Source organism: Chelativorans salis (genome assembly GCF_025336525.1).
Classification (GTDB): domain Bacteria; phylum Pseudomonadota; class Alphaproteobacteria; order Rhizobiales; family Rhizobiaceae; genus Chelativorans; species Chelativorans salis.
The window spans coordinates 187,933-211,499 of sequence record NZ_JAOCZP010000005.1; the positions used below are offsets into that span (position 1 = coordinate 187,933).

Genomic DNA, 23,567 nt, shown 5'->3' on the forward strand with positions numbered 1-23,567 from the left:
TCAGGCTCTCCCGCTTGCGATGAGAAGTGCGTCTCTAACGACGTTGGCGCCAAGTTCGACCTTGAATGCGTTGTGTTCCCGGGTGACCGCATCGGCAAAGGCGATCTCGCCGACCGCACGGGCGGTCTCGGCGGTCAACGCGGTACCGATGAGCGAATGCTCGGCCTCGCGTGCGCGCCAGGGCACGGTGGCGACACCGCCGAGCGCAAGCCGTGCATCGGCGACCACGCCCGCCTCGAGGCGTACCGCCGCTGCCGCGGAGACCACCGCAAAGGCATAGGACTCGCGATCACGGATCTTGTGGTAGGTCGAGCCCCGCCCGACGGCATCGGCCGGAACACGAATCCGTATGATGATCTCGCCGGGCATGAGAACCGTCTCCGCCTCCGGATTGTCGCCCGGCTGCCGGTGCAGATCGGAGACCGGGATCGTCCGCTCGCCATCGGGCCCGGCGACATCGACTTCCGCGTCGAAGGCGATGAGCGCCACGGCGAAATCGCCCGGATAGGTGGCGATGCAGGCGTCGGAGCCGCCAAAGAGCGCGTGGCCGCGATTAAGTCCCTCGATCGCCGAACATCCAGACCCAGGCGACCGCTTGTTGCAGGCGAAGGGTTCGCCGTGACGGAAATAGGCGCAGCGGGTCTGCTGCAACAGATTGCCGCCGAGACTGGCCATGTTGCGCAGCTGCTGTGAGGCGGCCTTCCACAGCGCCTCGGAAAGGGCTGGAAACTCATCGGCCAGACGGGGATCTGCGGCGACATCACTCATCCGTGCAAGGGCGCCGAACACCAACTCGTCGCCGGACGTGTCGATGGTCGAGAGTTCCGCAAGACCGTTGATGTCGACGATCCGCTCCGGCCGCTCGACGTCCAGCTTCATGAGGTCATAGAGCGTCGTCCCGCCAGCCAACAACCGCGTGCCTTCGCCGCCTTCGGCAAAGGTGGCGATGGCCGAGTCAAGGGAGGCAGGCCGGGCATAGGAGAATGACTGCATTGCTTAGCCCTCCATCACCTGCGCTGCGTTACGAATTGCGGCGACGATGCCGGGATAGGCGCCGCAACGGCATATGTTGCCACTCATGTACTCGCGGATTTCAGCTTCGCTGCCGGCATGGCCTTCATGGACACAGGCGACTGCAGCCATGATCTGCCCCGGCGTGCAGTAGCCGCATTGCAGGGCATCGTGATCGATGAAGGCCTGTTGCATCGGATGCAACGCTTCATCGTCGCCGAGCCCCTCGATGGTCGTGATTTCCCGATCCGCCACCTGCGCGGCCAGTGTCAGGCAAGATGCCACCCGCCTGCCGTCGACATGCACCGTACAGGCCCCGCACTGGCCGTGGTCACAGCCCTTCTTGGTGCCGGTAAGTCCGATGGTCTCGCGAAGCGCGTCGAGAAGCGATGTGCGCGGATCCAGGTCAATATCCTGCGTCACGCCATTGACCGCAAAGGAGACCAGAACCCGCGGCAGGAACGCCGCGGGCGCCGCGGGCGTGGTCTCCTGAGCCATGGCTGGCGTCTTCAAGCCAAACGCCGCCAACGCCCCTACGGCCGAACCGCTGGCCAGAACGGCACGACGGGTGATGGACCAAGGCCGTTTTTCTATCGTCCGCTTGCGGTCGTCGCTCATGAAACGTCCTTTCGTCGCGTCTTCGTTGAAGCCTGCGGTCAGGCTGGGTTGATGAGACTAAACACTTTCTCGAAATTGCCGGTCTGCTCCGCTGTCCGCTGGAGTATCACCCGCTTCACCAGCACCTCGTCGGGCGTGGGTGTGGCGCACAGAAGCTCGATCGCTTCACTGACGAAATCAGCAAGCGGCATCGCGTGCGGTAGCTTCGACTGTCCGGGCGTGAGCTCGGTCGCGACAAGCGGCGGCGCAATCTCCACGACCTTTACGCTCGTGCCACGCATTTGGTGCCGGATGGATTGGGTCCAGGAATGGATAGCCGCTTTCGTAGCGCTGTAGGCGGGTGCATCGGCACGCGGCACGAAGGCCAAACCGGAAGAAACCGTCACCAACGCGGCCGACTCCTTGGCCCGGAGATGCGGGAGCAGCGCTGCGGTCAACCGGATCGGACCGAGCAGATTGGTCGCAATGGCCCGTTCAGGCACCTCGAGGTCGACAGGATCCGCGACGAGTTCTTCGTAGTTCATGATGCCGGCGTTGTGTATGACAACATTGATCTCGGGACGCTCGCGCAACAGTGTCGCCGCAAACTCCTCGATCGCCACAGAATCCGAAACATCGAGCTGATCGCCGGACATGCCGGGATTGGCATCCAGTGTCTCCTCCAGCGACCGACTGTTCCGCCCGGTAATGATCAGGTTGCTTCCCCGTGCGGCCAAGGCTTCGGCGAGACCGCGGCCGATACCGGAATTTCCGCCGGTGAGAAGGATCGTTGCTTCTGAAAAATCCAAGTCACTCTCCAAGCAGCGTAAGAAACGCGATGCGGTCCCGGCCGCGGTGATTTCAGTGGCTTTTCATATCAACTTGCCGGCGCCCGGACTTGCCAACACCTGCGCAAAACTTGCCTCATCCTGCGGGTGGCTGGCGCCTGTCGGTCGCCATGCTAAATTCGAGCCAATGCGCAGTCGGAGGCACGTGCACGCGCTCAAACAGGCTGTCCTGGCTTACGCCGGCCGACATGCAAACCGCGACGGCTTGGCGTTGACGCCGGTGCCGGGCCTGCAGCGGCCCTGGCGGTCGTTTCGCCGTAGAGTGAAGGTATCCCTCCGGTTTTCGCGGTGGTCGCCCGCTACTCAGGCAGCCGCGCCGAAGACCATCGATGGACTGTGACCCTCTGGATTCACGCGTTGAGCGCCTCCAGCACGCGCTCCGGCAGGAACGGATAGTGCCTGAGCCGCACGCCGCCGGTAAGCCGCGCCACCGCGTTGGCGATTGCCGGACCAACTGGCGGCAGGCCGACTTGGCCCATGCCTCCGACCGGACTCCCGAGCGTTGGCACCACGGCCACCTCTATGTCCGGCGCTTCGGACATGCGTATCACCCGGTAGGTGTCGAAGTTTCCTTCCTGCACCTCGCCATCGATGATGTTGATTTGCTCGAACAGCGCGTGGCTGGTCCCGTTCGTGATGCCGACGATCATCATACCTTCGATGTGGAGCGGTTGGATTGCGACTCCCGGATCCACCGCGCACCAGACCTTGTGCACCCGGATCATGCCCGTTTGCAGGTTGAGCGAAACCTCGGCGACTTGGGCGCAATGGGTGCCAAAGGCGTCGGAATAGGCGACGCCTACCGCCCGGCCATCGCGCTCGCGATCCCATTCCGCCATCTTCGCGACGGTTTCGACGACCTTGCGGGCGCGCGGCTGGTCCCGCAGGAGCTCGAGCCGAAGCTGTACAGGATCGGCGCCCTTGGCCGCCGCAACTTCGTCGAGGACGCATTCGATGCCGAACCTGGTATATCCGACCCCGACTGCGAACCAGAATCCGATGTCCAGGCCATTGTTTTGGCGGATATAGTCGATCCGGTGCGCGGGGACCGCATAGTTAAAATGCGCGCCCTCGGTCACGACGTCGTCATGTCCGCCCTGGCTCTCGAACAGATCGGGCATTGTCCGGGCGAAAATCGAATCCGCCACGATGCGATGCCGCCAACCGACGATATTCCCGTCATCATCGAGCCCGACCTGAATGTGCTGCGCCTCGAGAGGCCTGAACTTGTCGTGCCGGACGTCGTCTTCGCGGCTCCAGATGACCTTGACCGGGCGGCCTTCCGCCTCCCTTGCCAGTGACACCGCATCGACGATGAAGTCTGCCTCGGCTTTGCGGCCGAAACCGCCGCCAAGCAGGGTCGTGTTCACCTTGACTTTATCGGGCGTGGTGCCGACCACCTCCGCGGCAAAGCCCTGAGTGCCCGTCGGGCCTTGCGTCGGAGCCCAGATTTCCACGGTATCGCCGGTCACGAGCGCCGTAGCGTTCATCGGTTCCATGGTCGCGTGGTAGACGAGGTCGCTCATGTAATCGGCCTCGATGACCGTGGCGGCACCAGTAACGGCCGCTTCCGCATCGCTTTCTGCGAACGCCTCGACGCCAGCTTGGGAGAGGTCGCGCCCGACGCTGCGATACTGTTCCAGTAGCCGGTCGCTCGTGTAGGCGCGGACCCGCGATGACGTGCTCCACGTCACATTGAGCAGGTCCTTGGCCCGCGTCGTTGCCTCCACTGTCTCGCCGATGATTCCGACGCCGTAGGACAGTGGAACGATATGCGTGACGCCCGACACGGCTCTGGCTTCCGCGTCGTCAATAACCTCCGGTCGTTCTCCCTGGACGGGTGCCCGCAATACCGCGCCGTAAAGCATGTCTGGAAGCTGCACGTCCATTCCATAGATCGCGGTGCCGTCGACCTTCGAGGGTACGTCGACGCGCGGGATGTCGCGTCTGCCGATGTATCGCCACTGGTCGCTCGGCTTCAGATCGGCCTCGGTCGCCTGCGGCAGCGGATCGGGAAGTGCACCGTTCGCGGCGATCTCGCCAAAGCTGAGTGAGCGTCCTGACTGAGCATGTACGACTCTGCTGGTTTCGGTCGCGAGCTCGCTTACGGGGACATTCAACATGTCGGCACCGCTCGCCAAAATCACCTTGCGCGTCTGAGCTCCAATCAGCCGCAACAAATCATAATAGCCTCGCGTGGATTCACTGCCGCCCGTGAGCTGGATGCCATAGAAGCCGGGATTGCCGTAGCTCTCCGCGTCGGACGGCGCCTGGACGATCCGAACGCTGTCCCAATCAGCATCCATGTCCTCGGCGATGAGCAGCGGCAGCGTCGTCATGATGCCTTGGCCCATCTCGGAAGCAGGCGACATGATGGTCACCATGCCATCGCCCGCGATGGTCACCCAGGCATTCGGGCGATAATTGCCCTTAACGGCTGGTGCCACCGCGGCGCCCGAGGCATCCCGGAGCAGACCGCCGAACGCGACCGCGACGCCGAGGCTGCCTGCCGTGATAAGGAAGCTGCGCCGCGAGAGCGCGTAGCTGTGCAGCTGCACTGTCTTGGTCATGTCTCAGGCCTCCTGTGCGGCGCGCTGAATGGCGCTGATGATGCGCACATAGGTTCCGCAGCGGCAGATATTGCCGTCCATGTGTTCGATGATCTGCTCGCGCGTGGGATTGGGGTTGCTCTCAAGGAGAGCCGCTGCCTGCATGATCTGCCCGGACTGGCAATAGCCGCATTGCGGCACCTGCTCGGCGATCCACGCTTTCTGCAGCGGATGACTGGCGTCCGGCGACAGCCCCTCGATCGTCGTCACTTCCCTGCCGGCGACATCCTCAAGCCAGGTCACGCAGGAGCGCGTCGGCGCGCCGTCGACATGAACGGTACAGGCGCCACATTGCGCGATGCCGCAACCGAACTTGGTGCCGGTGAGCTTCAGGTGCTCCCGGATTACCCACAGAAGCGGTGTGTCGGGCTCGGCGGCGACATCGACCGCGCGCCCGTTGATCGTAAACGCTGTCATGAATGCTTCTCCCTCATCAGGCTACTGGCTTTCGAGATAGGCGATGATTGCTGCGCGCTGGTCTGCATCAGGGACGGCGACAGTCATCCGTGCGCCTGAAACCATCTCGCGCGGTGCTGCGAGAAAAGTGTCGAGCAGCTGATTGTCCCAAACGATCCCGGAATCCCGCATCGCGTCCGAATAGCGGGCACCTTCTATGCTCCCGGCAGCGCGGCCGATGACGCCCGACAGATGCGGCCCGATCCTGTTCCGACCAGCCTCCGTGCTGTGACAGCCGCCGCAACGCTGCTGGAACAGCCGTTCGCCGTCTGCTTGCTGGGCGGTGGCCGCAACGGGTGCGAATAAACCTGCAGTCACCGCGAAAACGGCCAACGGCGCACATACTCGCCACCGAACGGCGGCTCGGTTGCAAGGGAAAAGGGCTTGGTCAGGGGGCAAAGTCGAGTTCATGGGACCACCTCTTCAGGATCGCCCAACAATAGAAATAGTGGTGCAGACGAACCATGCTGCAACGTCCGTTTTCCCTTCGCGATCGTCCGGACGAGCTGCTCGCCGCTCTGTAAGGATCAGAGGTGTCACCGAGCATTCCGCCCAAATGCAGCGATCGCGCGAGTAGTTGTGGCAAGCGGGCTATTCTTGAAAAGTCGCATAGTGGTGAGTTTCCTTTGCTTCGGTGGAACAATTGGAAAGTCACACTTCTCCACTTCCTCGTTCTGCGTCTCCAGCAGGTTCAGCGGTACCATCGTCACGCGACTTCCTCTGCGAGGTAGTCGGAGGAAGGCGGGCGTCCGCAGTGCCCGTTCGATCAAAGCATGCTCCCACTCATGGTCATGGAACTGCAGGAGAATGGGCATCCAGGTGTCCGCCGGCAGATCGGCCGGCATCTGGTTGAGCGCGAGGCTTTGGCCGCCTCTCGCATTTCCACCTGCGTCCCCAGCACCGCCGCAAGCCGCCGCAACGCCGCGCATTTCGGACCGGACCCCAGGATCACAAGCCGAAGCGAGGGAATGTAGGATCGCTCGTGTAGGAGCCAGACCTGTGTCCCGACGGCGACGGCAAGGCGGCTGGCTTGCGCCTCGCTATTTTCGAGGCTGCGCGCCAGCAAGGCACGGTTCGGCGCCGGATCGATCAATATGTTGAGGCGCGAGCCACACAGCAGGCGGAAATCGATGAATGGAGAAGCCGTGCCATAATATAGCAGCATATAGCAGCCTCACTCCCCCTGATGTGCCCGCGGCGGCTGCCTGATTCGCCAGTTCGGCATCAAGGCAATTGTCGGCTATGTCGCCGATCTTGGTGCCGTCCCGCCCGACCGCCGCGCCACACCGCCGCGGGCGCATCAGCGGGAGATGAGCCACTGGCGAAGACAGACGCGGCCACGACCGCGGCGCCGCCTTCGAGCGCGCTCCTGCGGGACATCGGGAGGAAGCCCAGATGATCAATGCGGCCTTCGCCTTTCTTACCGGGTGCCGGGGCGTCGTCACTCTCGGTCATAGCAGCGGTACTTTCTGCTCCATCTACTCTGGGTTTCGGGTCAACGATGGGGCTCATGCAGATGTGGTTCGCCGGTCAGCACGGCTCCGTCCGCTACTGAGCGCGGTAACGGGCAACGCGCCTAACAATACTTGATCTGCCTTATTCATACTCGCGCCAGGGCGCCCTGGCTTGCCCAAGACTGCGCAAAATTTGCCTTATTCTGCGGGACCACTGATTCTTCTTCACTGTGATGTTAGATGTTGTGGTGTCCTGCAGGAGCCAACGCGTGGACTCGCTCAAACAAGCTGTTCAAGCCTACGGCAGCCGACATGCCAATCGTGATGGCCTGGCGCCGACGCCGGTCCCAGGTCTGTTGATGAAGTATATTGAAGCCCCGCGCGGCAACTTTCAGGCAATAAGCCGGCCCCTGATTGTCCTGGTTCTGCAGGGTGCAAAGAGCATGATCGTGGGGCGAGAAGAGCGGATCCTTTCCGCCGGCCAGACCGGGATCGTGAGCGCGGACATGCCGATGGTTACAAGGATTCTGCAAGCCAGCACGAGCCAACCCTATCTTGCCATAGGCGTTGAACTGGAGATCGCCATCCTATGCGATGTGGCTTCTGAACTGGGCGTCACCCGTCCCAAACGCCCGCCTGTAGCGCGCAACCTGTTCGCCCAGGACACGGAGGTTGCGGCATTGGACTGCATGTCGCGCCTCATGCACCTGATCGACAGGCCGGAAGCGATTCGGCTTCTTCGCCCCGGGATCATGTGGGAACTGAGCTATTGGCTTCTGTCGGGTCAGCATGGCGCAAGTCTGCTGGAGCTTTGCGATCCTGCGAGACACGCAAGTCGCCTCGCCTCGGCTATCGCGATCCTCAGGGCCGAGTATCGCTCCCGCATACCCATCGAACTTCTTGCGGCGGCAGCGGGCATGAGTCTCAGCGTCTTCCATAAGCACTTCAAGCGCATGACCTCGCTGACCCCAGGGCAATACCAAAAGCGGCTTCGTCTTGTGGAGGCGCGCCGCCTTATGCTGGAGGATGACGCGTCGGCGAGCAGTGCCGCCTTCGCCGTCGGCTACGAGAGCGTCTCCCAATTCACACGGGAATATGGCCGCCTATTTCAGGCTCCGCCCAAACGGGACACGCTGCGCGTTAGATCTGAACCCGACAGCAAAGCGCGAGTTCGGAAGGATTAGGAACGGCGGCTGACCGAGCCACGTTCCAGGCAAAGCCTCGTCAGTGGCCTGACCCAACTTCACCCCGCCGACAGCCATTCTGCAGGTGCAGAGGGCGACGCTGGCCAGCGTCTTGAATCGGGATGTGACCTGACGGGTCGGCCTACGGGCTCATAACTCGACCCGGTAGTTCGTCATGCCAACATGACATAATCCTTCTCACGGACCTCCGCAGCGTCGACCACCCTTTTTGTGATCTTACGCATAGCGCGCGTCCGACTTGGCCGCGATTTCTCGCGTAAGCGCCACGTAAGCAGTCGAGCGGAAGCCCGTGCGGGAATTCGGATACCAATGTCGTTAATGGACACACCGAAATCTAGGGTTTGAAATGGATAGCGTACCATGGCGTGCCCTATCGAAGAATTCCCGACGTGCGACCGAAACATCACGACAGTTGCCGCAACCTAGAGAAGGCGGGGCAGATCTTTCAGCGCTACGGCTGCATTGTCTCAGTTGCCCTCGGGCAGGAGCTGATGGGACCGCTGCAAGGCCAAACGGTCAAGTGCCCACCCTTTGGCGTTTGGTCCTCCGCGGTACCTTGGGTGAGGAGACCGGAGAAACAGGCATGAAGATTACCGGCAATACAGTGCTTTTTACGGGCGGCAGCTCGGGACTTGGCCGCGCCCTTGCGCACCGGTTCCACGACATCGGGAATGAAGTGATCGTCACGGGCCGCTGCACTGAAAAACTCCATGAGGCCATTGCCGGGCGAAGCCGCATGACCGCTTACCACCTCGAATTTACCGATACCGCCGAGGTTGAGACATTCGCGCGGCGGGTCACGGACGACCATCCGCGGCTCAATCTCCTCTTCAACAATGCCGGCATCATGCGGCGTGAGGATGTGACGATCGAACGAGACCTCAGTGACGCAGAGGAGACCATCGAGGTAAACCTGTTCGGTCCCATTCGGGTCACCAACGCGCTGATCTCGCACCTCACACGTCAGGCTGATGCTGCGATCGTCAACATCTCATCTGGCCACGCCTTCGTTCCGCTCATCGCCACCCCCACCTACTCGGCCACGAAGGCAGCACTGCACTCCTATACGGTGTCACTGCGCGAGCAGCTGAAAGGAATGGTCGAAGTGATCGAGCTGGTGCCGCCTGCATTGCGTACCGAGCTGATGCCCTACCAGTCACTACGTGCCGACTGTATGCATGTCGATGAATTCGTGGAGGAGGCAATACGCCTCTTTCGCCGGCAACCGACGCCGCCGGAGATCCTCGTCGAACGCGTCAGGTTTCTGCGCGAAGCAGAGGCTGAAAACCGATTCAAGCGCGCTCTTGCAGCGGTCACTCTCGCAGAAGTGGAACAGTTGTATTGAAGACTTGTCCACTTTGGAGGTGATCAAGGATTGCCTCGCTGCTACTGTAGGAGAAACAGAATGCGATCGAGGCGCTTTCATGCCCGAAGATCCGAAGACTACCGAAAATCAGCAGAATGTCGTCTCGGTGATCACCGAGATGGAACGTATTCTTGACACGCCTCCAGACCTCGCCCCCGCGATTCTTCGTGGCGACACACGCCTGACGCGTCGCTGGCGTCATGGCGCGTTGCATGACGCGTTGCCGGCGATGAGCGGTCATGTGGTGATGACGTATTACTCGCAGCCACAGGATATCACGTGGCAGATAGGCCGACAGCGAACGGTCGCCACCACGCGGCCTGGCACCATCACACTCATTCCTGAGTGCGCCGAAGGACGCTGGGATATTTCCGGCGGGATCGAAGTCTCGCACGTCTATCTCACGCCCGAGCGGCTCCAGTCCTGCGCCGACCCGCTCACGGACGGCAAACCTGTCGAACTGCTCGGCCGAGTGGGATTCGATGATCCAACATCCGCGCGCATTCTCGAGCTTCTGGCCCGCGAGGCCGCCACGGAGGACGCTTCCTCTCGATTGTTCGTGGAGCAGGCGCTCGATCTTCTTTGCACTCAGCTCATTCGCGGCCATTCGACGTTCCAAACGCTCGCACCGCTAGCGCCACGACGCGGGCTGGCCGATTGGCAGGTTCGCCGCGTCACCAACTATATGCGGGACAATCTCGCCGACGAGATCGGTCTCAACGAGCTGGCTGCGATTGCCGGCTTGAGCCGCTATCATTTCTGCACCGCATTCCGCCTCGCGACTGGCCAGACCCCACATGAGTGGCTGACACGAGAACGTATGGAGCGCGCTCGTGCCATGCTTGCCGTATCCAACACGCCAATTACCGATGTTGCGCTTTCTGTCGGCTACAGCACGCCCTCGGCGTTCACAGCAGCCTTCCGCCGCGTTACCGGCCAGACGCCCACGGAATTCCGCCGTCAGCTCTGAAATTCCTCCTCTCAAAATCATATAGCCGAAACATTGCGACAGTCGCCGCAAGTAGGCGACGGCGGGCGACCGCGGGAAGGATTACATCCGACTTGTCCAATGTGAGGTATGAGCGCGACGTTCCCTTGTGCCGCGCCCCACCTCACAGGATCGCATCTGAGAACTCATCCGCACGGCGAATGACCTCAGACGCTCTCAACCTCAACACTGAAAGGAAATGCAATGCGTAAGATCATTCTCCTCACATCCACCCTTGCCATGCTCGGGCTCGGCCTTGGCGGCGCTAGTGCTTACAACGCCTCGGACGATTTCGGCGTCAGCGACCAGAACGACCTGCCGATCTCGATGAAGCGGAACCACGCCGGCATCTCCGATTCCGGGCTTGTCACTTCGAGCACGGGCGCGTCAACGGTCACCCTAGGCTACCCCGCTGGCACGCGGATCGGCCGCGTGAACCGGGGCTATAACGCCTCCGATGATTTCGGCTTCAGCTCGCAGAACGACCTGCCAGTTCGGTAGCTCCGATGTTGGGGTGTTTTCATCGCCAGCACCGGGTGGGGAGGGTGACGCGGTTGCCCTCCCCACGTGCACGTTGCGACCAGGGACATACGCCGTGGCGCACTACTTCAATCTGACCTTCGTTCGCGCGCGGTCCGGTCGATCGGACGACCTTGGCGAGGCACTTCTTGCTCTCGTTGCGCCGTCGCGCGGGGAAGCCGCGTGCATTTCTCACCACGTGCATCGCTCGAAGCACGATCCCGACCTGTGGATGGTCTATGAGATTTGGCTGCCCGCCGACGGCCTCGACCGTCACTTCTTTCTTCCACACATGAATGCCTTCGCCGTTCGGAGCCCCGAACTGGTCGAAGGCGATTTCGATTTCCATGGTTTTACCCGGCTCTCCGACCGGGCGTGAGCCCTTCGGCGACGCCGTTTGCGCACGGCTGCCTCCGGGCGACCTCCAATCTGAACAACTCGATCCTCTTCGCCGGCCGAGATCCTCAACACCGTCCGAGGTGTTCGTGCGAATGTTATGAGGCGTTCGCCTGTTCGACCTGGTGTAGGCTCTCCCTGCCCTTCCCTGACGCTTGTCGAATGCGAAGGACGGAACGCTTCGGCGGGGCCTTGAAGAGACGGCCATACTCGCGGGTGAACTGCGAAACGCTTTCATAGCCCACCTCGAAGGCCGCGCTGCTTGCCGAGAAGCCCTCATCCAGCATCAGACGGCGGGCTTCGATGAGGCGAAGCCGCTTTTGGTACTGTCCCGGCGTCAGCGACGTCATGTGCCTGAAATGCTTGTGAAACGCGGTGAGGCTCATCGCTGCTGCCGCGGCCAGACGCTCGACGGGCACACGCGATCGATACTCCTCCCTCAAGATGGCGATGGCTGCCGCCAAGCGACCCTCATGGCCGTCGGGGGCTGCCAGCGCCCGCAAGGCTTTGCCGTGCTGCCCGGAGAGAAGCCAGTAATGTAACTCCCGCATGATCCCAGGACGCAGCAGCGGCGTCGCATCAGGCCGGTCGACCAAGCGAATCAGCCGCATTGCGCAATCCAGAACCGCGGCGTTTGTGTCTTCGGCGAACAAGGTGCGTATCTCGGATGGACGCTGAGCGCGCATATCGCCCAGATGTGCTGCGAGCTCGCGCAGGGTTGCCATCTCGAGTTCGACGGCGACCGCGATATAGGGCTCGTCCGGGCTTGCCTGCACGATCCGGCCCACAACAGGCATGTCCGCGCTCACGATCACCGACTGCCCGGCGGAGAAGACGCGCTGCTCCCGCCCCACGGTCATGCGTTTGGCGCCCTGCAGAACGAGGCAAACCAGCGGGCGGTAGACTGAATGCAGATCGCCGGGCGGCGATCCAACACACATCATGCGTAGACCCGGCACCGGCGTCGTCGCCAATCCCTCACTGTTTGCATGGTGTGCGGCGTAATTGCGAATGGCAACCTTGAGCGTGTCCATGGGCTCTCTCCTACAATGCAGCGACCCTAGCACGCCCGCGATCAAATATCACCTGGCCTGCAGGATTCGGCAAGTTTTGCGCATGCTTTGGCAAGCCCCGGCGGGCCCATACGGGGTATGCAACGTCCCGACAGAAACCAAATCGCTCGAAGGAAAGGAGCCTACAATGTCTGGACAAAACAAAGTGCCGAGGCGGACGGTGCTGGCAGGTGCTGCGTTGAGTTCCGCAGCACTCGCGATGGGGGTTGCCCACGCTCAAACGACTGGTCAGGCGCCGGCGTCGAACGGCAAAGTCGCGCTGGTGACCGGCTCTTCAAGGGGTATCGGCGCTGCAACGGCCAAGCGCCTCGCCCGTGATGGTTATGCCGTCACCGTCAATTGCGAGAAGAACCGCGATCTCGCGGCCGGCGTGGTGAGAGAGATCGAGGCCGCCGGCGGCCGCGCCATCTGGGTACAGGCCGACGTCAGCGACCTGGATGCGGTGCAGCACCTGTTCGAGGAGAACGAGCGCGCATTCGGCGGCGTCGACGTGGTGGTCAGCAATGCCGGCATCATGCGTCTCGCGCCGTTCAGCGACATGACCGACGCCGACTTCAGCCGGATGGTCGATGTCAACCAGAAGGGCAGCTTCTTCGTCCTGCGCGAGGCGGCACGGCGCGTGCGCGACGGCGGCCGGATCATCGCGCTCTCTTCGAGCATCACCCAGCTGCGCAGCCCGACCTACGGGGCCTATGCCGCCACCAAGGCCGCGCAGGAGCTTTTCGCGAGTGTCCTCGCCAAAGAGCTCGAAGGTCGCATGATCTCGGTGAATGCGATGGCGCCGGGCGTCGTCAACACCACGCTCTTCACCGACGGCAAGACGCCGGAGCAGATCGCCGGCTTCGCTGCGCGCACACCGCACAAGCGCCTCGGAGAGCCCGAGGACATCGCCGACACGATTGCAGCGCTCTGCAGCGGCGACGGTGCCTGGATCAACGGTCAAACGGTATTCGCCAACGGCGGCATCGTCTGATCCCGAACAGCTGGATTGACGGAGTACAGAACGATGAAAATGACAGGAAACACAGTTCTCATTAGCGGCGGTGGGTCCGGGATCGGCCGGGAAGTGGCCAGGCGGTTCAATGCACTCGGAAACACCGTAATCATCACCGGCCGCCGCAAGGAAACGCTTGAGGAGACAATTGCCGGCCGAGATCGCATGCATGCGATCATGCTCGATATGGAAGATCCGGAAGCTATCACAGCCTTTGCCAAGCGCGTTACCGCCGAGCATCCGGCGCTTAACGTGCTGATCAACAACGCCGGCATCATGCGCCGCGAGGATTTGACCAAGTCCCGCGATCTACGCGATGCGGAGGAAACTGTCGTTACCAACCTGCTCGGGCCGATCCGGCTGACCAACGCGCTGATCGACCATCTCCAAGGCCAGCCGAACGCCGCAATTGTCAACGTCTCGTCGGGCCTCGCCTTCGTGCCGCTGAGCCACACGCCAACCTATAATGCCACCAAGGCGGCAATCCATTCCTACACGGTCTCGTTGCGGCAGCAGCTGAAAGGCAGCATCGAGGTGATCGAGCTCGCGCCACCCGCGGTTCAAACCGAGCTCACGCCGGGCCAGTCGACGCGCGAGGAGTATATGCCTCTCGACGCGTTCATCGATGAGGCTATGGCGCTCTTTCAGCAGCGGCCGACGCCGAAAGAGATCCTCGTCGATCGTGTCGGTTTCCTGCGTTGGGCCGAGCGAGACGGCCGCTTTGATCAAGCGGTCGAGATGCTCAGCGCTCACTGAGTGTCACAGTCGTTCAGCTGCCCGCGTGGCCGTAATAGCCGCGCAGCCGGTGATCCGGTTGCGCGGCTCTCTGCGTTTCATGGTTTCCGCCGATCCGTGGATCCGATCGCGATCTATTGATCGCGATAGAGGATCATCCCGGCGTGGTGCAGGACGCCGTCGATGAAATCGCCATCGGCTGTAAAGCCTGTGTCGTCCCAGTACTGGATGTGGTTGCCCGTGATCTCGTAGCGGCCCTGGTAGGCGCTCTCCCGATTCCCACGCGCCTCGACATAACGGCCGTTGGGCAGGAGTTCGTGGCGGATAAGGTCGTCACCGGTCACCCACATGCCGACATAGGAATGGCCTGCGGTTTCCCCTGTCATTTCCGATCCTGCCCCTTTTCGAAAAAGGGGTGATTTCCTTGGGCTCGACGAGCCAGGCGGAATTGAGTTCGTGGCGGATCACCCATTCTCCGCTATCGCATTCCCAACCGAGCTGCGAGCGGGCATTGAAGGTGATCCTCTCGCCCGTAAGGCGTACAATATCGCCGACAAAGCCGAGCGTGGTCGAGGCGACCCTTTCGCCGACGATCTGGTCATGGTGTTCCGTCAGCGCGTGGCGGATGGTACGCGAGCTGTTCACGGGCGCCTCCCAGTTGGCGCCGTATTCTGCCGCGTTGTCGAAGGTCGGCGCACCGTTCGGAGCGAAGTTGTCGTAGTAGACGCCCTGCGGATCCTCCAAGTCATAGTAGCGGTCCATCTCTTCGGCAAAGACGAATTCGGGGTCGCCCTGACGAAGTTCCCAGCCCTTGAGTATCCAAGCCTTGTGGAGTTCGAGGGGCGAGTTCATCCCTTCCTGCGCGCAGATGTTCTCCTGCGCGACGATGGGCGCGGTGCCGGCTATGAGCGCCAGACCGGCGGCGAGAACGGTGGTGCGACGTTTCATGCGTGGGATCCTTCTAGGAGAGAATTGGTTCAGTTGGCGGAGGCTGTCGGTCGTATGGTGATCTCGCTGGTGTCGACGCTCTCAGGCGCTTCGATGAGCTGTCGTACGGCGCGGGCAACGTCAGCGGGCTTGAGTGCGATGCGCCGCCACTCCTCCATGGCTTTCGCAGTTTCTGGATCGGTGATGGTCGAGGCGAGTTCGGACTCGACGACGCCCGGGTTCACACAGGTCACGCGGATGCGGTCGCTCTCCTGGCGCAAGCCGTCGGAGATCGCCCGCACGGCGAATTTGGTCGCGCAGTAGACGGCGGCCGTCGGAACGACGCGGTATGCGCCGATCGATCCGATATTGATGATCTGGCCGGCTCCTTGCCGTTCCATCGTCGGCAGCACGGCGCCGATACCCCACAAGACGCCCTTTATGTTGACGTCGACCATCCTCTCCCATTCGTCCAACTTCAGCGCGACGAGGGGTGAAAGCGGCATGACGCCGGCATTGTTGATGAGCACGTCGATGCGACCCCAGCACTCTACCGCCTGGTTCGCAAAGGCCGTCATTGCGTCCCTGTCCGTAACGTCGAGCGCCATGGCCTCGACAGAGCCGCCGGCTTCCTTGATTTCCGCGGCCAGCGTTTCGATCCGGTCAAGGCGCCGCGCGCCGAGCAGAATTCGCGCCCCTGCGGCCCCTAGCTCCCGTGCGAGCCCGGCGCCGATGCCGCTGGATGCGCCGGTAATCAAGATGACCCTATTCATTCCTACCTCCGTTCAGGTTGAAGACTTCTGATGTGGTAGGAAGCTAGACGACGGGAATTGTCGCCGGTATCCTTCCATTGCTAACCTCAATGGTTAGCAAGGAGCGACAATGGCGATCGATCTGAACCTCTTGACCTTGTTCCTCGCTGTGGCCGAGGAGGCAAATTTCCGGGCCGCCGCCGACCGTCTCGGCGTCACCCGCTCCGCAGTCAGTCAGGGGGTTCGGCGGCTGGAGGATGCCTGCGGGGTAGCCCTCGTCACGCGCACCACCCGCAGCGTGCGCCTGACGGAGGCGGGGGAGCGCTTCCGTGCCGCACTCTCCCGGCCGCTGGCGGACGTGCAGACGGCGATGGAGGAGATAGCGGGCGACACCGCCCCGCGCGGCCTGCTGCGGATTGCGGCGACCTCGATCGCCGAGCAATTCCTTTCCGGCCCGCTCATCGTGTCGTTCGCGGAGGCCTATCCCGAGATCACGATCGACATCACCGTGACCGATGATGAGTTCGACATCGTTGCTGCGGGGTTCGACGCCGGCGTCCGCTTAGGGCACGTGATCGAACAGGATATGATCGCCGTCTCCTTGACCGGCGATCAGCGAGAGGTCGTGGTAGCGGCGCCGCAATATCTCAAAATCCACGGATCACCGGACCATCCTCGCGATCTGGTCGACCATCGGTGCATCGGTTGGCGGCCCGCCCCTGGCGTCGCACCGTACAGATGGGAGTTCGAAGAAGATGGACGCGCCTTCGACGTAGCGGTCGAGCCGCAGATCACGACGAACGATCTGCTCCTGATGATCCGGACTGCACTGGCAGGCGGCGGTATTACGTTCGCCATGGAGGAGACGTTTCGCCCCTATCTCGACTCTGGCGCGTTGCTCTCTTTACTGGACGACTATCTGCCGCCGTTTGCAGGTTTCTTCTTGTACTTTCCGCACCGCCGGAACATGGCGCCCAAGCTTCGCGCGCTCGTCGAACATGTGCGACGGTACAGACGGGAGCAGGTTGCATCCACACCGCATCTATGAACGCTCATACCGGCAGGCAGGTCTTTCTGTCCACGGCTTCTCCGGACGATCCAAGTTTCGTATATTCCGTTCATGAAGAATCCGAACGACAATCAGATTAACACCCTACGGAACGCCATCGACAAGTTCATGCGCCGGTTCAAGATCGCCGAGACCGCAAGCGAGACGGGCCGAAGCTCAACCAGATCGACCTCCAGGCGATGTTCTTTGTCGCCGATCATCCCGGCTGCACGGCAAGCGAGGTCGCCCAGTATCTGGGCGTAGCCGCGACGACCATGTCGGCGGTTGCCGACCGCCTGGTGCGGCAGGGGCTCATCACGCGGGAGCGGGTGTTGAGCAATCGGCGGATCGTGCCCCTTACCTTATCCAAGGAGGGGCGGCGACGGGTGGACGCAGCCGTGCAGATGCAGAACAACCATTGCCGCGCCATGCTGTCGGCCCTCGAACCGGACGAGCGAGCGGGGTTCCTGTCGGCGATGCCAAAATAGCAGACTCGCCCTGAAAACGCGAAATTCGTAATATACATTCCTCCCTGTCGAGGCCGGTGAGATCATCTTGCTGTCACGCAACGACGAGGACGTCATCGGCAGCGCGGCCAATCTCAGACCTGTCAACGCCCACTTTTTGATCCAGCCCGCACCAGCCGGAGGGCTGATGCGCATCGTCCACGGAGGTGGCGGCGAGAGAACGCAAATCCTCTGTGGCTATATCGGCACCAACATGCCGAACATGCCGATCATGCCGATCATGCCGATCATGCCGATCATGCCGATCATCGCCATCCTGCCCCGAGTCCTCAAGATTGGGGCGGAGCAAGGGGCTTCCGCCAACTGGATCGAAAGCTCGTTCCGCTTTGCAGCGCATCAGCTGGCCGACGGCCGGATCGAATCGCCGACGGTTCTCGCCAAGCTTGCCGAACTCCTGTTCATGGAAGCAGTACGCCGCTATGTGGCCTCGCTTCCGCCCGAGACCAGCGGATGGGTCGCCGGCCTGCGCGATCCTGTGGTCGGGCGGGCGCTGGCGCTGCTCCACAGCAGCATAACCCACCGCTGGAAGACGGAAGAGCTCGCGCAGGAGATCGGGTTGTCCCGCTCCGCGTTTGCGGAAAGATTCACGACTCTCATGGGCGCACCCCTATGCGCTATCTGGCAAACTGGCGGATGCAGGTCGCCGCCCAGCGTCTGAAGGACTCCCATGAGCCTATCGCCCGCATCGCCTTCGAGATCGGTTACGAATCGGAGGCGGCGTTCACCAAAGCATTCAGGCGGGCGTTCGAGATGCCGCCGGTGACTTGGCGCAAACTGCAATCGGGCGTGAGCGCGGCGCCCTGACAGGGGCATCAGATAAGTGAGCGCTCCGCGGTTGCTCCCTGGGCGCCAGCTATTCTTGCAGGCTTTCTGGATAAAGGTCGGTCAGCTTGGTGAGGATGGCCTACGTGTTCAGTCACGACTAGTCCACGCTCCCTCGATGTCCGCTCTTCAAAGATCCACAGACTCAAGGCTGCCAGTCCGATTGGCCCGACGCTGCCGATGCTCTCGTGTTGGAGGCTGCCTTGGCCCACGATCCAGAAACCCAGGAGAAGATTGGCGCTGGCTTGAAGAGCTTCAGCGCGCGAAGCGCTGATTTCGGGAGCAAGTACTTCTGGGTGAACAGGACAGACGGCACCACGAGGAAACGCTCTCTCACAGCATGTGCTTGGAATACCCAAGCTCGCCTTGAGTATGGGTACACGGCGCATCTGTTCATCGCGTCCGCGTTTGGCTAAGAGTTGGATCATTTCGGAAACACAACAGTCATCTGACCCCGGGGTACCGGGGCCGTTCCACTCGGCGAGGTCTTGGCGGCGGTCGCAGAGCGCATCCACTATGCCGAAGGACGCCGCACGAATTTCACCGTGGTAGCAGGCGCATTGCTAGCGGGCGGGATCGCCGTGCTCACCTTCATCATCGACAGGCAGCTGGCGAGGATAATCACTTATCCTGCCGTAGCGGCGGCCATCGCTTCCATTGTGCTGCTCGTCGTCTATGCACGGCAGACCAACCGGTATCCTTGGACTGATGCCACACGGACATGGAAGTGGTTCTATCGCGATGCTTTACCGAACCAAGCGCAGTTCGATCCCAAATGGTGGACCATCTTGTGGTTTGGCTCCGAACGCGAACGCCTGAAAGCCGCTTACGCCGAACAGTTGCCAATGTTCCGTGCGCGTTTGGGGGATCTAAAGGACGCAGCCAACAGCTTCGACCAGGACGTGCAGCAGCTCTACGTTCTTCACATCAATGAGAAGTTTAAGAACGTGCATCTCTCACAGCTGCGCTCCCTCTTCCAAATCGGAGTTTGGGCTATCGTGGCACTCGTGCTGCTGGCGGTTATCGTTGGCGCTTGGGCCGATCGACAGCGCCTGGCGGAGCATCGACTCACCGAGACCTACGGCGACCTGCGTCTTCAAGTTGCATGGCGCTTCATTTCCGTTTCAGAGGAGGATCAAACTGTGCTAGTTCAAGTCGCGGCGCAGAACTTGGGGCAGAATCCGGTGGCGGCGCCGTCGTGATTCTTTCTGGACGTAAATGCGTCTCCCGTTCCTGCGGAGGTGACCGCATCGACGGAGGAGGTGGCTCGAATATCCCCTGACGGCACCGCCTATTATACGCTGTTCGTCCGCCTCCGCCGGCTTGACGGGAGGGCATCATGGAAGTGACCAACAAAGCTAAGGGTCTTCAGGGCGTTCGGATTGACGGCGGCCGCGCCGTCTTCCTCAAGCCCAGTGTGAGGCCCGCGACCTGAAATTGTCGGGCAAGGAGCTGGAGCGCGCCAAGCGACTGCCGTTCCTTTCCTTCGGCAAGGCTGAGAAGAAGTCGGCTTCGGCAAAGCTCAAAGCGAGGCACCGCGGCGGCGGCTCGTATTCGATCATGCGAGGCGAGGAAGAGCTCGTCGAGAAGCTGTCGAAGGAGGACGCCGAGACGTTCAATGCGATGTCCGACGAGGACAAGGCGGCCTACGTCGAGACGGTGAAGAAGTAAGGAAGCCCCAGATATGTGTCAGGCCGCCTCTCACGAGGGGTGGCCTGACACCTGTGGTTTCTTAGCGTTTTAGAGCGTCGCGAAGCTTATCCTTGACCTTGCCATAGCCCTTTTGCAGGCGTCCTTCAGCCTTGTCGGCTTTGCCTTCGGCACGCATCTTGTCGTCGCCGGTGGCTTTTCCGACGGTCTCTTTGGCGCTGCCGCGAGCCTTCTTCGCGGTGCCCTTCACTTCGTCCTTGTGCATGGCTTTCTCCATAGCTGACGATGACGAACCTGCGCATCAACCGAATGTTCCAGAAGCTAGGAAAATCAGATGGTGGGCTACGGCGACGATGCGGGTTTTCAGGCCTGGGCGACTGAGAACGGCTATACCGTTCCGGCCAACACTGTTGCGGCTGCCCGGCAGCGCGTATGTGGACGCCGTGTGCGGCGATCGCTTCCCGGGCGAGCCAACGGGAGGTATCGAGCAGGATCGGGCATGGCCTCGCACTGGTGCCGCGGACAAGCGGGGCAAGGCGATCGCAAGCAACGCCGTTCCGAACCGCGTTGTTCATGCCAGCTATCATGCCACGCTGGCAGAGTTGGACAGCCCGGGCAGCCTTGAGCCAATCATAACGGCAGGCGAGCGGATCAAGCGGGAGAAGGTCGGGCCGCTTGAGACGGAATATGCCGACACGGCCGATATGGACCCCGTGCAGTCGATGACGCCAGTGCTGACGGCGATCGAGGAGCTGCTTGAGCCGCTCCTGAGGACGTCGGCCGATATCCCAGCCATATTCTGGTGGTGTGACGTGGCGAAGTTCGACTATGGCCGGTCCAAGGCCACCGCAGCGCGGCTCATCAAGCGATATGGCCAGCAGGGTGCAATCCGTCGCACCACGATGACCGGCGGCGATCCGTGGAACCGCCTGGAACGAACGATTACGCGTGCACCCTCGTCGTGATCGAGTATTCGGCATTCGAGCGCCAGGGTTCCTCCATCGGCGCAACCGATAAGCGCGTTCTCATTTCGACCGAGGGCGTCACGATCCCGGCCTATGGCGATGATCCGGACAGCGCAAACGCGCCGACAGAGCGGGACCAGAGTGTGGTGGGCGGAACGGCGCATGAGATCGTGCGCGTTGATCCGCTCGACCCGGGCGGAACCGTGGTCATGTGGACGGCGCAGGTGACGTTCTGATCAGGTGCTTAGTCCGGGCCATGTCGAGTCGACCATCAGCTTTCTACGGCAATAGGAATCCGGCACAAACTCCCCGTTCGATTTATCTCTGCATCTCCAGATTGGCTGGTAGTATTGGTTGTAGAACTGATCCCAGGCAACGCCGGATGAGCCATAGCTCGGGGAATAACCTCCACCATTGCTAGCGCCGACCCCTGCAGCCAGAGCTGCCCCGCTGACGCCAATCGCCGTTGCAAACATCGCGTTGTCTACCTCAATAAGCTTGAGGCATTTTTCGGCGGTAGCACCACGCCGGGCGAGCAGCTTAGCAGCTGCGAGGCGATAATTCTCGTCTGTATTTTCAGCAACTATTCGGCAAAGGTTCGCGGTGTTCTTATTCGGAAGTCCAGCTACGTCGTAGGTTGTTGTGGTTGCGCACGCTGCGGTTAGGCCAGTCACGGCCATAGCAATGATCATTCTTTTCAAGATAGCCCCTCCATTCCCCAAAGGCAGTGTGGGGGGAACTACTCTCGCCGTCCAGTGCCCGAGCAGAAAAGAGGCGAGGAAACGATGCCCCGCAAATCCGCCCGCCAGCTCGTCGACGAACTCGTCCAGCGTCATGAACCGCGCCTTCGTGAGGCAATCCTCGCCGCCATCGACGACATCCGAAACTCGATCAGGCTACGCGTGGTTATCGAGCGTCTTGAGCGTGGTGATGTAACCGGCGCAACTGAGGCGTTGCAGATCGAACCGGAAGCCTTCGCCAGGCTTGAGCGGGCGACATTCGATGCCTATGCGGATGGTGGACAGGCGGAAGTCGGAAACCTGCCGCTGGTCAGAGATCCCAATGGCAACCGCGTCGTGTTCCGCTTCGGTATCCCCAACCCGGAGGCCGAGGCCTGGTTGAGGGAGCATTCCTCAACGCTGGTAACGCGCATCGTTGACGATCAGCGCCAGGCGATCCGGCAGCACCTGACGACAGGGCTTGCCGAGGGCCGCAATCACGTCAGACAGCGCTGGAAACCGTTGGCAGGGTCGTACGAGGCAGCAACCGGCGCGAGGGCGGTATCATCGGCCTCACGGCACCCCAGGAGCGCTATGTGAGCGCGGCGAGGCGGGAACTGCTCTCGGGCGATCCAGAGGCGCTGCGGCGCTATCTGACGCGTGGCCGGCGCGATCGGCGCTTTGACCGGGCCGTCATGAAGGCCATGCGCGAGGAACGGCCGCTCAACGCTGAAACGGTGGACAAGGTCACGGCTCGCTATGCCGACCGGCTCTTGCAGTTGCGTGGCGAGATGTTGGCCCAGAACGAGACGCAGGAGGCGATATCCAAGGCGCGCGCCGATGCCATCCGGCAGCAGATCGTGGCCGGGAAGATCGATGCGCAGGCGGTGACGAAGGTCTGGCGTCACACGCCGCAGGAGCATCCCCGCCTTCACCGTCAAGCAATGAACGGCAAGAGCGTGCCCTACGGGGAGGATTTCGAACTGCCGAACGGCGCAAGGATGCCGTATCCCCATGCCCCTGACGCACCCATAAGCGAGAAGATGGGATGCAAATGCATCTTCTCCTACAAGATCGACTTCTTTGCTGCGGTTGAGCGCCGGTTTCGCGCTGAGGCGGTTTAACGCGGACTGGCGAGGGAAGATATATACCCGGTCGACTAAAACACGGCGAGGTATCTCAAGAGCGCGATGACGCCAATGATGATCACAACGATATTTGCGATCTGTTTCGTGCGCCCATCCAAGGGCAACCTGCCGATCAGATAGAGCACCAAGATCACTACGAGAAAGGTGATCAGGATGCTGATGAGAACGCTCATAATGAATTCCCCTCAAAAACCGAATGCTCGCATCAACTCGCTCTGATTGCAATGGTTCCGGTTGATCGGAGCCTTGAACAAGGATGGGACAGTTCTGAGCTGTCCCAGGAGAGAGGCGATCGCGACCGCGCCAGCCAAATCCGCCCCCATGGTGCGGAACAGCTCGATACCGATAGCCTCTATCCCGAACGTGACGAAGCTGTTCAAGGCGATGACGAGCACCAGTAGTCCGAAGGTCAGGCCCTTGGGGGCAGGCTTTTCACCCGTGGTTTCGGGTTCGGTGGAGCGCCCAGCCTCCGGCAATCCAAGCAGCACCAAAGGACAGACGAGCAGAAACATGGTCCCGGCATAGACAAGGACCGCGCCCCGCCAGCCGAACGCGCGGTCGAGAAGCGCGGTGACAGGCCAAAAGACACTTCCCGCAAGGCCGGTGAAAAGCATCAAGGTGCCAATCAGACTCCGCGCCCGATCATCTGCATAATTCGCGAGATAGACATAGGCGGCCGTGGTCAGGAACATCGCCCCGGCAAGGCCGATTATCGCCCATGCGGTCGCCGCCTATTCGCTGACCTCGAACCGCCGCGC

At 61.7% G+C, this 23,567-nt stretch carries 32 protein-coding genes; 18 read left to right on the forward strand and 14 right to left on the reverse strand.

The window, feature by feature from the left end; translation table 11 throughout:
* The 6 genes from N5A92_RS17280 to N5A92_RS17305 all read right to left on the reverse strand — a co-directional run bounded on the left by N5A92_RS17280 (position 1) and on the right by N5A92_RS17305 (position 5,839).
* A complete protein-coding gene (locus N5A92_RS17280) occupies positions 1-993 on the reverse strand; it encodes an FAD binding domain-containing protein (protein WP_260904973.1) in 993 nt (330 codons plus the stop codon).
* Positions 994-996: 3 nt separating this feature from the next.
* Positions 997-1,629, reverse strand: coding sequence for a (2Fe-2S)-binding protein (locus N5A92_RS17285; protein ID WP_260904975.1), 633 nt, complete (start codon positions 1,627-1,629; stop codon positions 997-999).
* A 38-nt stretch (positions 1,630-1,667) separates the two neighbouring features.
* A complete protein-coding gene (locus N5A92_RS17290) occupies positions 1,668-2,417 on the reverse strand; it encodes an SDR family oxidoreductase (protein ID WP_260904978.1) in 750 nt (249 codons plus the stop codon).
* Positions 2,418-2,806: 389 nt separating this feature from the next.
* Positions 2,807-5,026, reverse strand: coding sequence for a xanthine dehydrogenase family protein molybdopterin-binding subunit (locus N5A92_RS17295; RefSeq protein ID WP_260904980.1), 2,220 nt, complete (start codon positions 5,024-5,026; stop codon positions 2,807-2,809).
* A 3-nt stretch (positions 5,027-5,029) separates the two neighbouring features.
* Positions 5,030-5,482: a (2Fe-2S)-binding protein gene (locus tag N5A92_RS17300; RefSeq protein WP_260904982.1), complete on the reverse strand. Its 453-nt coding sequence runs from the start codon at positions 5,480-5,482 to the stop codon at positions 5,030-5,032.
* Between the two features lie 21 nt (positions 5,483-5,503).
* Entirely contained in the window at positions 5,504-5,839 is a 336-nt protein-coding gene (locus N5A92_RS17305; RefSeq protein WP_313958428.1) for a c-type cytochrome, read from the reverse strand.
* A 1,405-nt stretch (positions 5,840-7,244) separates the two neighbouring features.
* Between N5A92_RS17305 and N5A92_RS17310 the strand changes: the two genes are divergently transcribed.
* From N5A92_RS17310 to N5A92_RS17330, 5 genes are all read left to right on the forward strand, one after another.
* On the forward strand, positions 7,245-8,159 hold the full coding sequence (locus N5A92_RS17310) for an AraC family transcriptional regulator (protein ID WP_260904985.1): 915 nt from the start codon (positions 7,245-7,247) through the stop codon (positions 8,157-8,159).
* A gap of 604 nt (positions 8,160-8,763) precedes the next feature.
* On the forward strand, positions 8,764-9,525 hold the full coding sequence (locus tag N5A92_RS17315) for an SDR family oxidoreductase (protein ID WP_260904986.1): 762 nt from the start codon (positions 8,764-8,766) through the stop codon (positions 9,523-9,525).
* 79 nt (positions 9,526-9,604) lie between these two features.
* Positions 9,605-10,516 (forward strand): AraC family transcriptional regulator, encoded by a 912-nt coding sequence (locus N5A92_RS17320; protein WP_260904988.1) that lies wholly within the window; start codon positions 9,605-9,607, stop codon positions 10,514-10,516.
* Between the two features lie 222 nt (positions 10,517-10,738).
* On the forward strand, positions 10,739-11,035 hold the full coding sequence (locus tag N5A92_RS17325; RefSeq protein WP_260904990.1) for a hypothetical protein: 297 nt from the start codon (positions 10,739-10,741) through the stop codon (positions 11,033-11,035).
* A 94-nt stretch (positions 11,036-11,129) separates the two neighbouring features.
* The gene (locus tag N5A92_RS17330) at positions 11,130-11,432 is read left to right on the forward strand and encodes a putative quinol monooxygenase (protein WP_260904992.1); all 303 of its coding nucleotides are present in this window, start codon (positions 11,130-11,132) and stop codon (positions 11,430-11,432) included.
* 115 nt (positions 11,433-11,547) lie between these two features.
* Here the strand turns inward: N5A92_RS17330 and N5A92_RS17335 are convergent, their stop codons facing one another.
* Positions 11,548-12,483: an AraC family transcriptional regulator gene (locus N5A92_RS17335; protein WP_260904994.1), complete on the reverse strand. Its 936-nt coding sequence runs from the start codon at positions 12,481-12,483 to the stop codon at positions 11,548-11,550.
* A 166-nt stretch (positions 12,484-12,649) separates the two neighbouring features.
* On the opposite strand from N5A92_RS17335, the gene N5A92_RS17340 reads away from it, so the two are divergent.
* Entirely contained in the window at positions 12,650-13,495 is an 846-nt protein-coding gene (locus N5A92_RS17340) for an SDR family oxidoreductase (RefSeq protein WP_260904996.1), read from the forward strand.
* Positions 13,496-13,528: 33 nt separating this feature from the next.
* Positions 13,529-14,272: an SDR family oxidoreductase gene (locus tag N5A92_RS17345; protein WP_260904997.1), complete on the forward strand. Its 744-nt coding sequence runs from the start codon at positions 13,529-13,531 to the stop codon at positions 14,270-14,272.
* A 113-nt stretch (positions 14,273-14,385) separates the two neighbouring features.
* Here N5A92_RS17345 and N5A92_RS17350 read toward each other — a convergent pair whose 3' ends face one another.
* Genes N5A92_RS17350 through N5A92_RS17360 form a run of 3 tightly spaced genes read right to left on the reverse strand, consistent with a single transcriptional unit; the run spans position 14,386 to position 15,951 of the window.
* Positions 14,386-14,637 (reverse strand): Atu4866 domain-containing protein, encoded by a 252-nt coding sequence (locus N5A92_RS17350; RefSeq protein WP_260904998.1) that lies wholly within the window; start codon positions 14,635-14,637, stop codon positions 14,386-14,388.
* The gene (locus N5A92_RS17355; protein ID WP_260904999.1) at positions 14,585-15,199 is read right to left on the reverse strand and encodes a hypothetical protein; all 615 of its coding nucleotides are present in this window, start codon (positions 15,197-15,199) and stop codon (positions 14,585-14,587) included. Before N5A92_RS17355 ends, N5A92_RS17350 begins: the two co-directional genes overlap by 53 nt.
* Before the next feature lie 29 nt (positions 15,200-15,228).
* A complete protein-coding gene (locus N5A92_RS17360; RefSeq protein WP_260905001.1) occupies positions 15,229-15,951 on the reverse strand; it encodes an SDR family oxidoreductase in 723 nt (240 codons plus the stop codon).
* A gap of 109 nt (positions 15,952-16,060) precedes the next feature.
* Between N5A92_RS17360 and N5A92_RS17365 the strand changes: the two genes are divergently transcribed.
* The 7 genes from N5A92_RS17365 to N5A92_RS17395 all read left to right on the forward strand — a co-directional run bounded on the left by N5A92_RS17365 (position 16,061) and on the right by N5A92_RS17395 (position 19,998).
* Positions 16,061-16,978, forward strand: coding sequence for a LysR family transcriptional regulator (locus N5A92_RS17365; protein ID WP_260905003.1), 918 nt, complete (start codon positions 16,061-16,063; stop codon positions 16,976-16,978).
* Positions 16,979-17,163: 185 nt separating this feature from the next.
* The gene (locus tag N5A92_RS17370; protein WP_260905273.1) at positions 17,164-17,466 is read left to right on the forward strand and encodes a MarR family winged helix-turn-helix transcriptional regulator; all 303 of its coding nucleotides are present in this window, start codon (positions 17,164-17,166) and stop codon (positions 17,464-17,466) included.
* A gap of 67 nt (positions 17,467-17,533) precedes the next feature.
* Positions 17,534-18,163: an AraC family transcriptional regulator gene (locus N5A92_RS17375; RefSeq protein WP_260905005.1), complete on the forward strand. Its 630-nt coding sequence runs from the start codon at positions 17,534-17,536 to the stop codon at positions 18,161-18,163.
* Positions 18,139-18,309 carry a helix-turn-helix domain-containing protein gene (locus tag N5A92_RS17380; RefSeq protein WP_260905007.1) on the forward strand — a complete coding sequence of 57 codons (171 nt, stop codon included), beginning with the start codon at positions 18,139-18,141 and terminating at the stop codon, positions 18,307-18,309. Before N5A92_RS17375 ends, N5A92_RS17380 begins: the two co-directional genes overlap by 25 nt.
* A 206-nt stretch (positions 18,310-18,515) precedes the next feature.
* Positions 18,516-18,743, forward strand: coding sequence for a DUF3223 domain-containing protein (locus N5A92_RS17385; protein ID WP_341850069.1), 228 nt, complete (start codon positions 18,516-18,518; stop codon positions 18,741-18,743).
* Positions 18,744-18,815: 72 nt separating this feature from the next.
* Positions 18,816-19,529, forward strand: coding sequence for a hypothetical protein (locus N5A92_RS17390; protein ID WP_260905009.1), 714 nt, complete (start codon positions 18,816-18,818; stop codon positions 19,527-19,529).
* Positions 19,530-19,764: 235 nt separating this feature from the next.
* Complete coding sequence (locus tag N5A92_RS17395) at positions 19,765-19,998, forward strand: hypothetical protein (RefSeq protein WP_260905011.1); 234 nt, start codon at positions 19,765-19,767, stop codon at positions 19,996-19,998.
* 61 nt (positions 19,999-20,059) lie between these two features.
* On the opposite strand, the gene N5A92_RS17400 is transcribed toward N5A92_RS17395, so the two are convergent.
* Positions 20,060-20,242 (reverse strand): CsbD family protein, encoded by a 183-nt coding sequence (locus N5A92_RS17400; protein WP_425248601.1) that lies wholly within the window; start codon positions 20,240-20,242, stop codon positions 20,060-20,062.
* Positions 20,243-20,411: 169 nt separating this feature from the next.
* Between N5A92_RS17400 and N5A92_RS17405 the strand changes: the two genes are divergently transcribed.
* Positions 20,412-20,942: a DnaT-like ssDNA-binding protein gene (locus N5A92_RS17405; protein WP_260905015.1), complete on the forward strand. Its 531-nt coding sequence runs from the start codon at positions 20,412-20,414 to the stop codon at positions 20,940-20,942.
* Positions 20,939-21,178, forward strand: coding sequence for a hypothetical protein (locus N5A92_RS17410; protein ID WP_260905017.1), 240 nt, complete (start codon positions 20,939-20,941; stop codon positions 21,176-21,178). The genes N5A92_RS17405 and N5A92_RS17410 overlap by 4 nt, the downstream gene beginning before the upstream one ends.
* On the opposite strand, the gene N5A92_RS17415 is transcribed toward N5A92_RS17410, so the two are convergent.
* Positions 21,179-21,643, reverse strand: a complete 465-nt coding sequence (locus tag N5A92_RS17415; RefSeq protein WP_260905018.1) for a hypothetical protein — start codon at positions 21,641-21,643, stop codon at positions 21,179-21,181. It lies immediately after the preceding gene.
* A gap of 84 nt (positions 21,644-21,727) precedes the next feature.
* Between N5A92_RS17415 and N5A92_RS27285 the strand changes: the two genes are divergently transcribed.
* Complete coding sequence (locus N5A92_RS27285) at positions 21,728-22,261, forward strand: hypothetical protein (protein ID WP_313958429.1); 534 nt, start codon at positions 21,728-21,730, stop codon at positions 22,259-22,261.
* Positions 22,258-22,785, forward strand: a complete 528-nt coding sequence (locus N5A92_RS27290) for a hypothetical protein (RefSeq protein WP_313958430.1) — start codon at positions 22,258-22,260, stop codon at positions 22,783-22,785. The genes N5A92_RS27285 and N5A92_RS27290 overlap by 4 nt, the downstream gene beginning before the upstream one ends.
* A 35-nt stretch (positions 22,786-22,820) precedes the next feature.
* Here N5A92_RS27290 and N5A92_RS17425 read toward each other — a convergent pair whose 3' ends face one another.
* Positions 22,821-22,982, reverse strand: coding sequence for a Thivi_2564 family membrane protein (locus N5A92_RS17425; protein ID WP_260905020.1), 162 nt, complete (start codon positions 22,980-22,982; stop codon positions 22,821-22,823).
* Positions 22,983-22,994: 12 nt separating this feature from the next.
* Entirely contained in the window at positions 22,995-23,501 is a 507-nt protein-coding gene (locus N5A92_RS17430) for an MFS transporter (RefSeq protein ID WP_260905022.1), read from the reverse strand.
* Positions 23,502-23,567 lie beyond the last annotated feature (66 nt).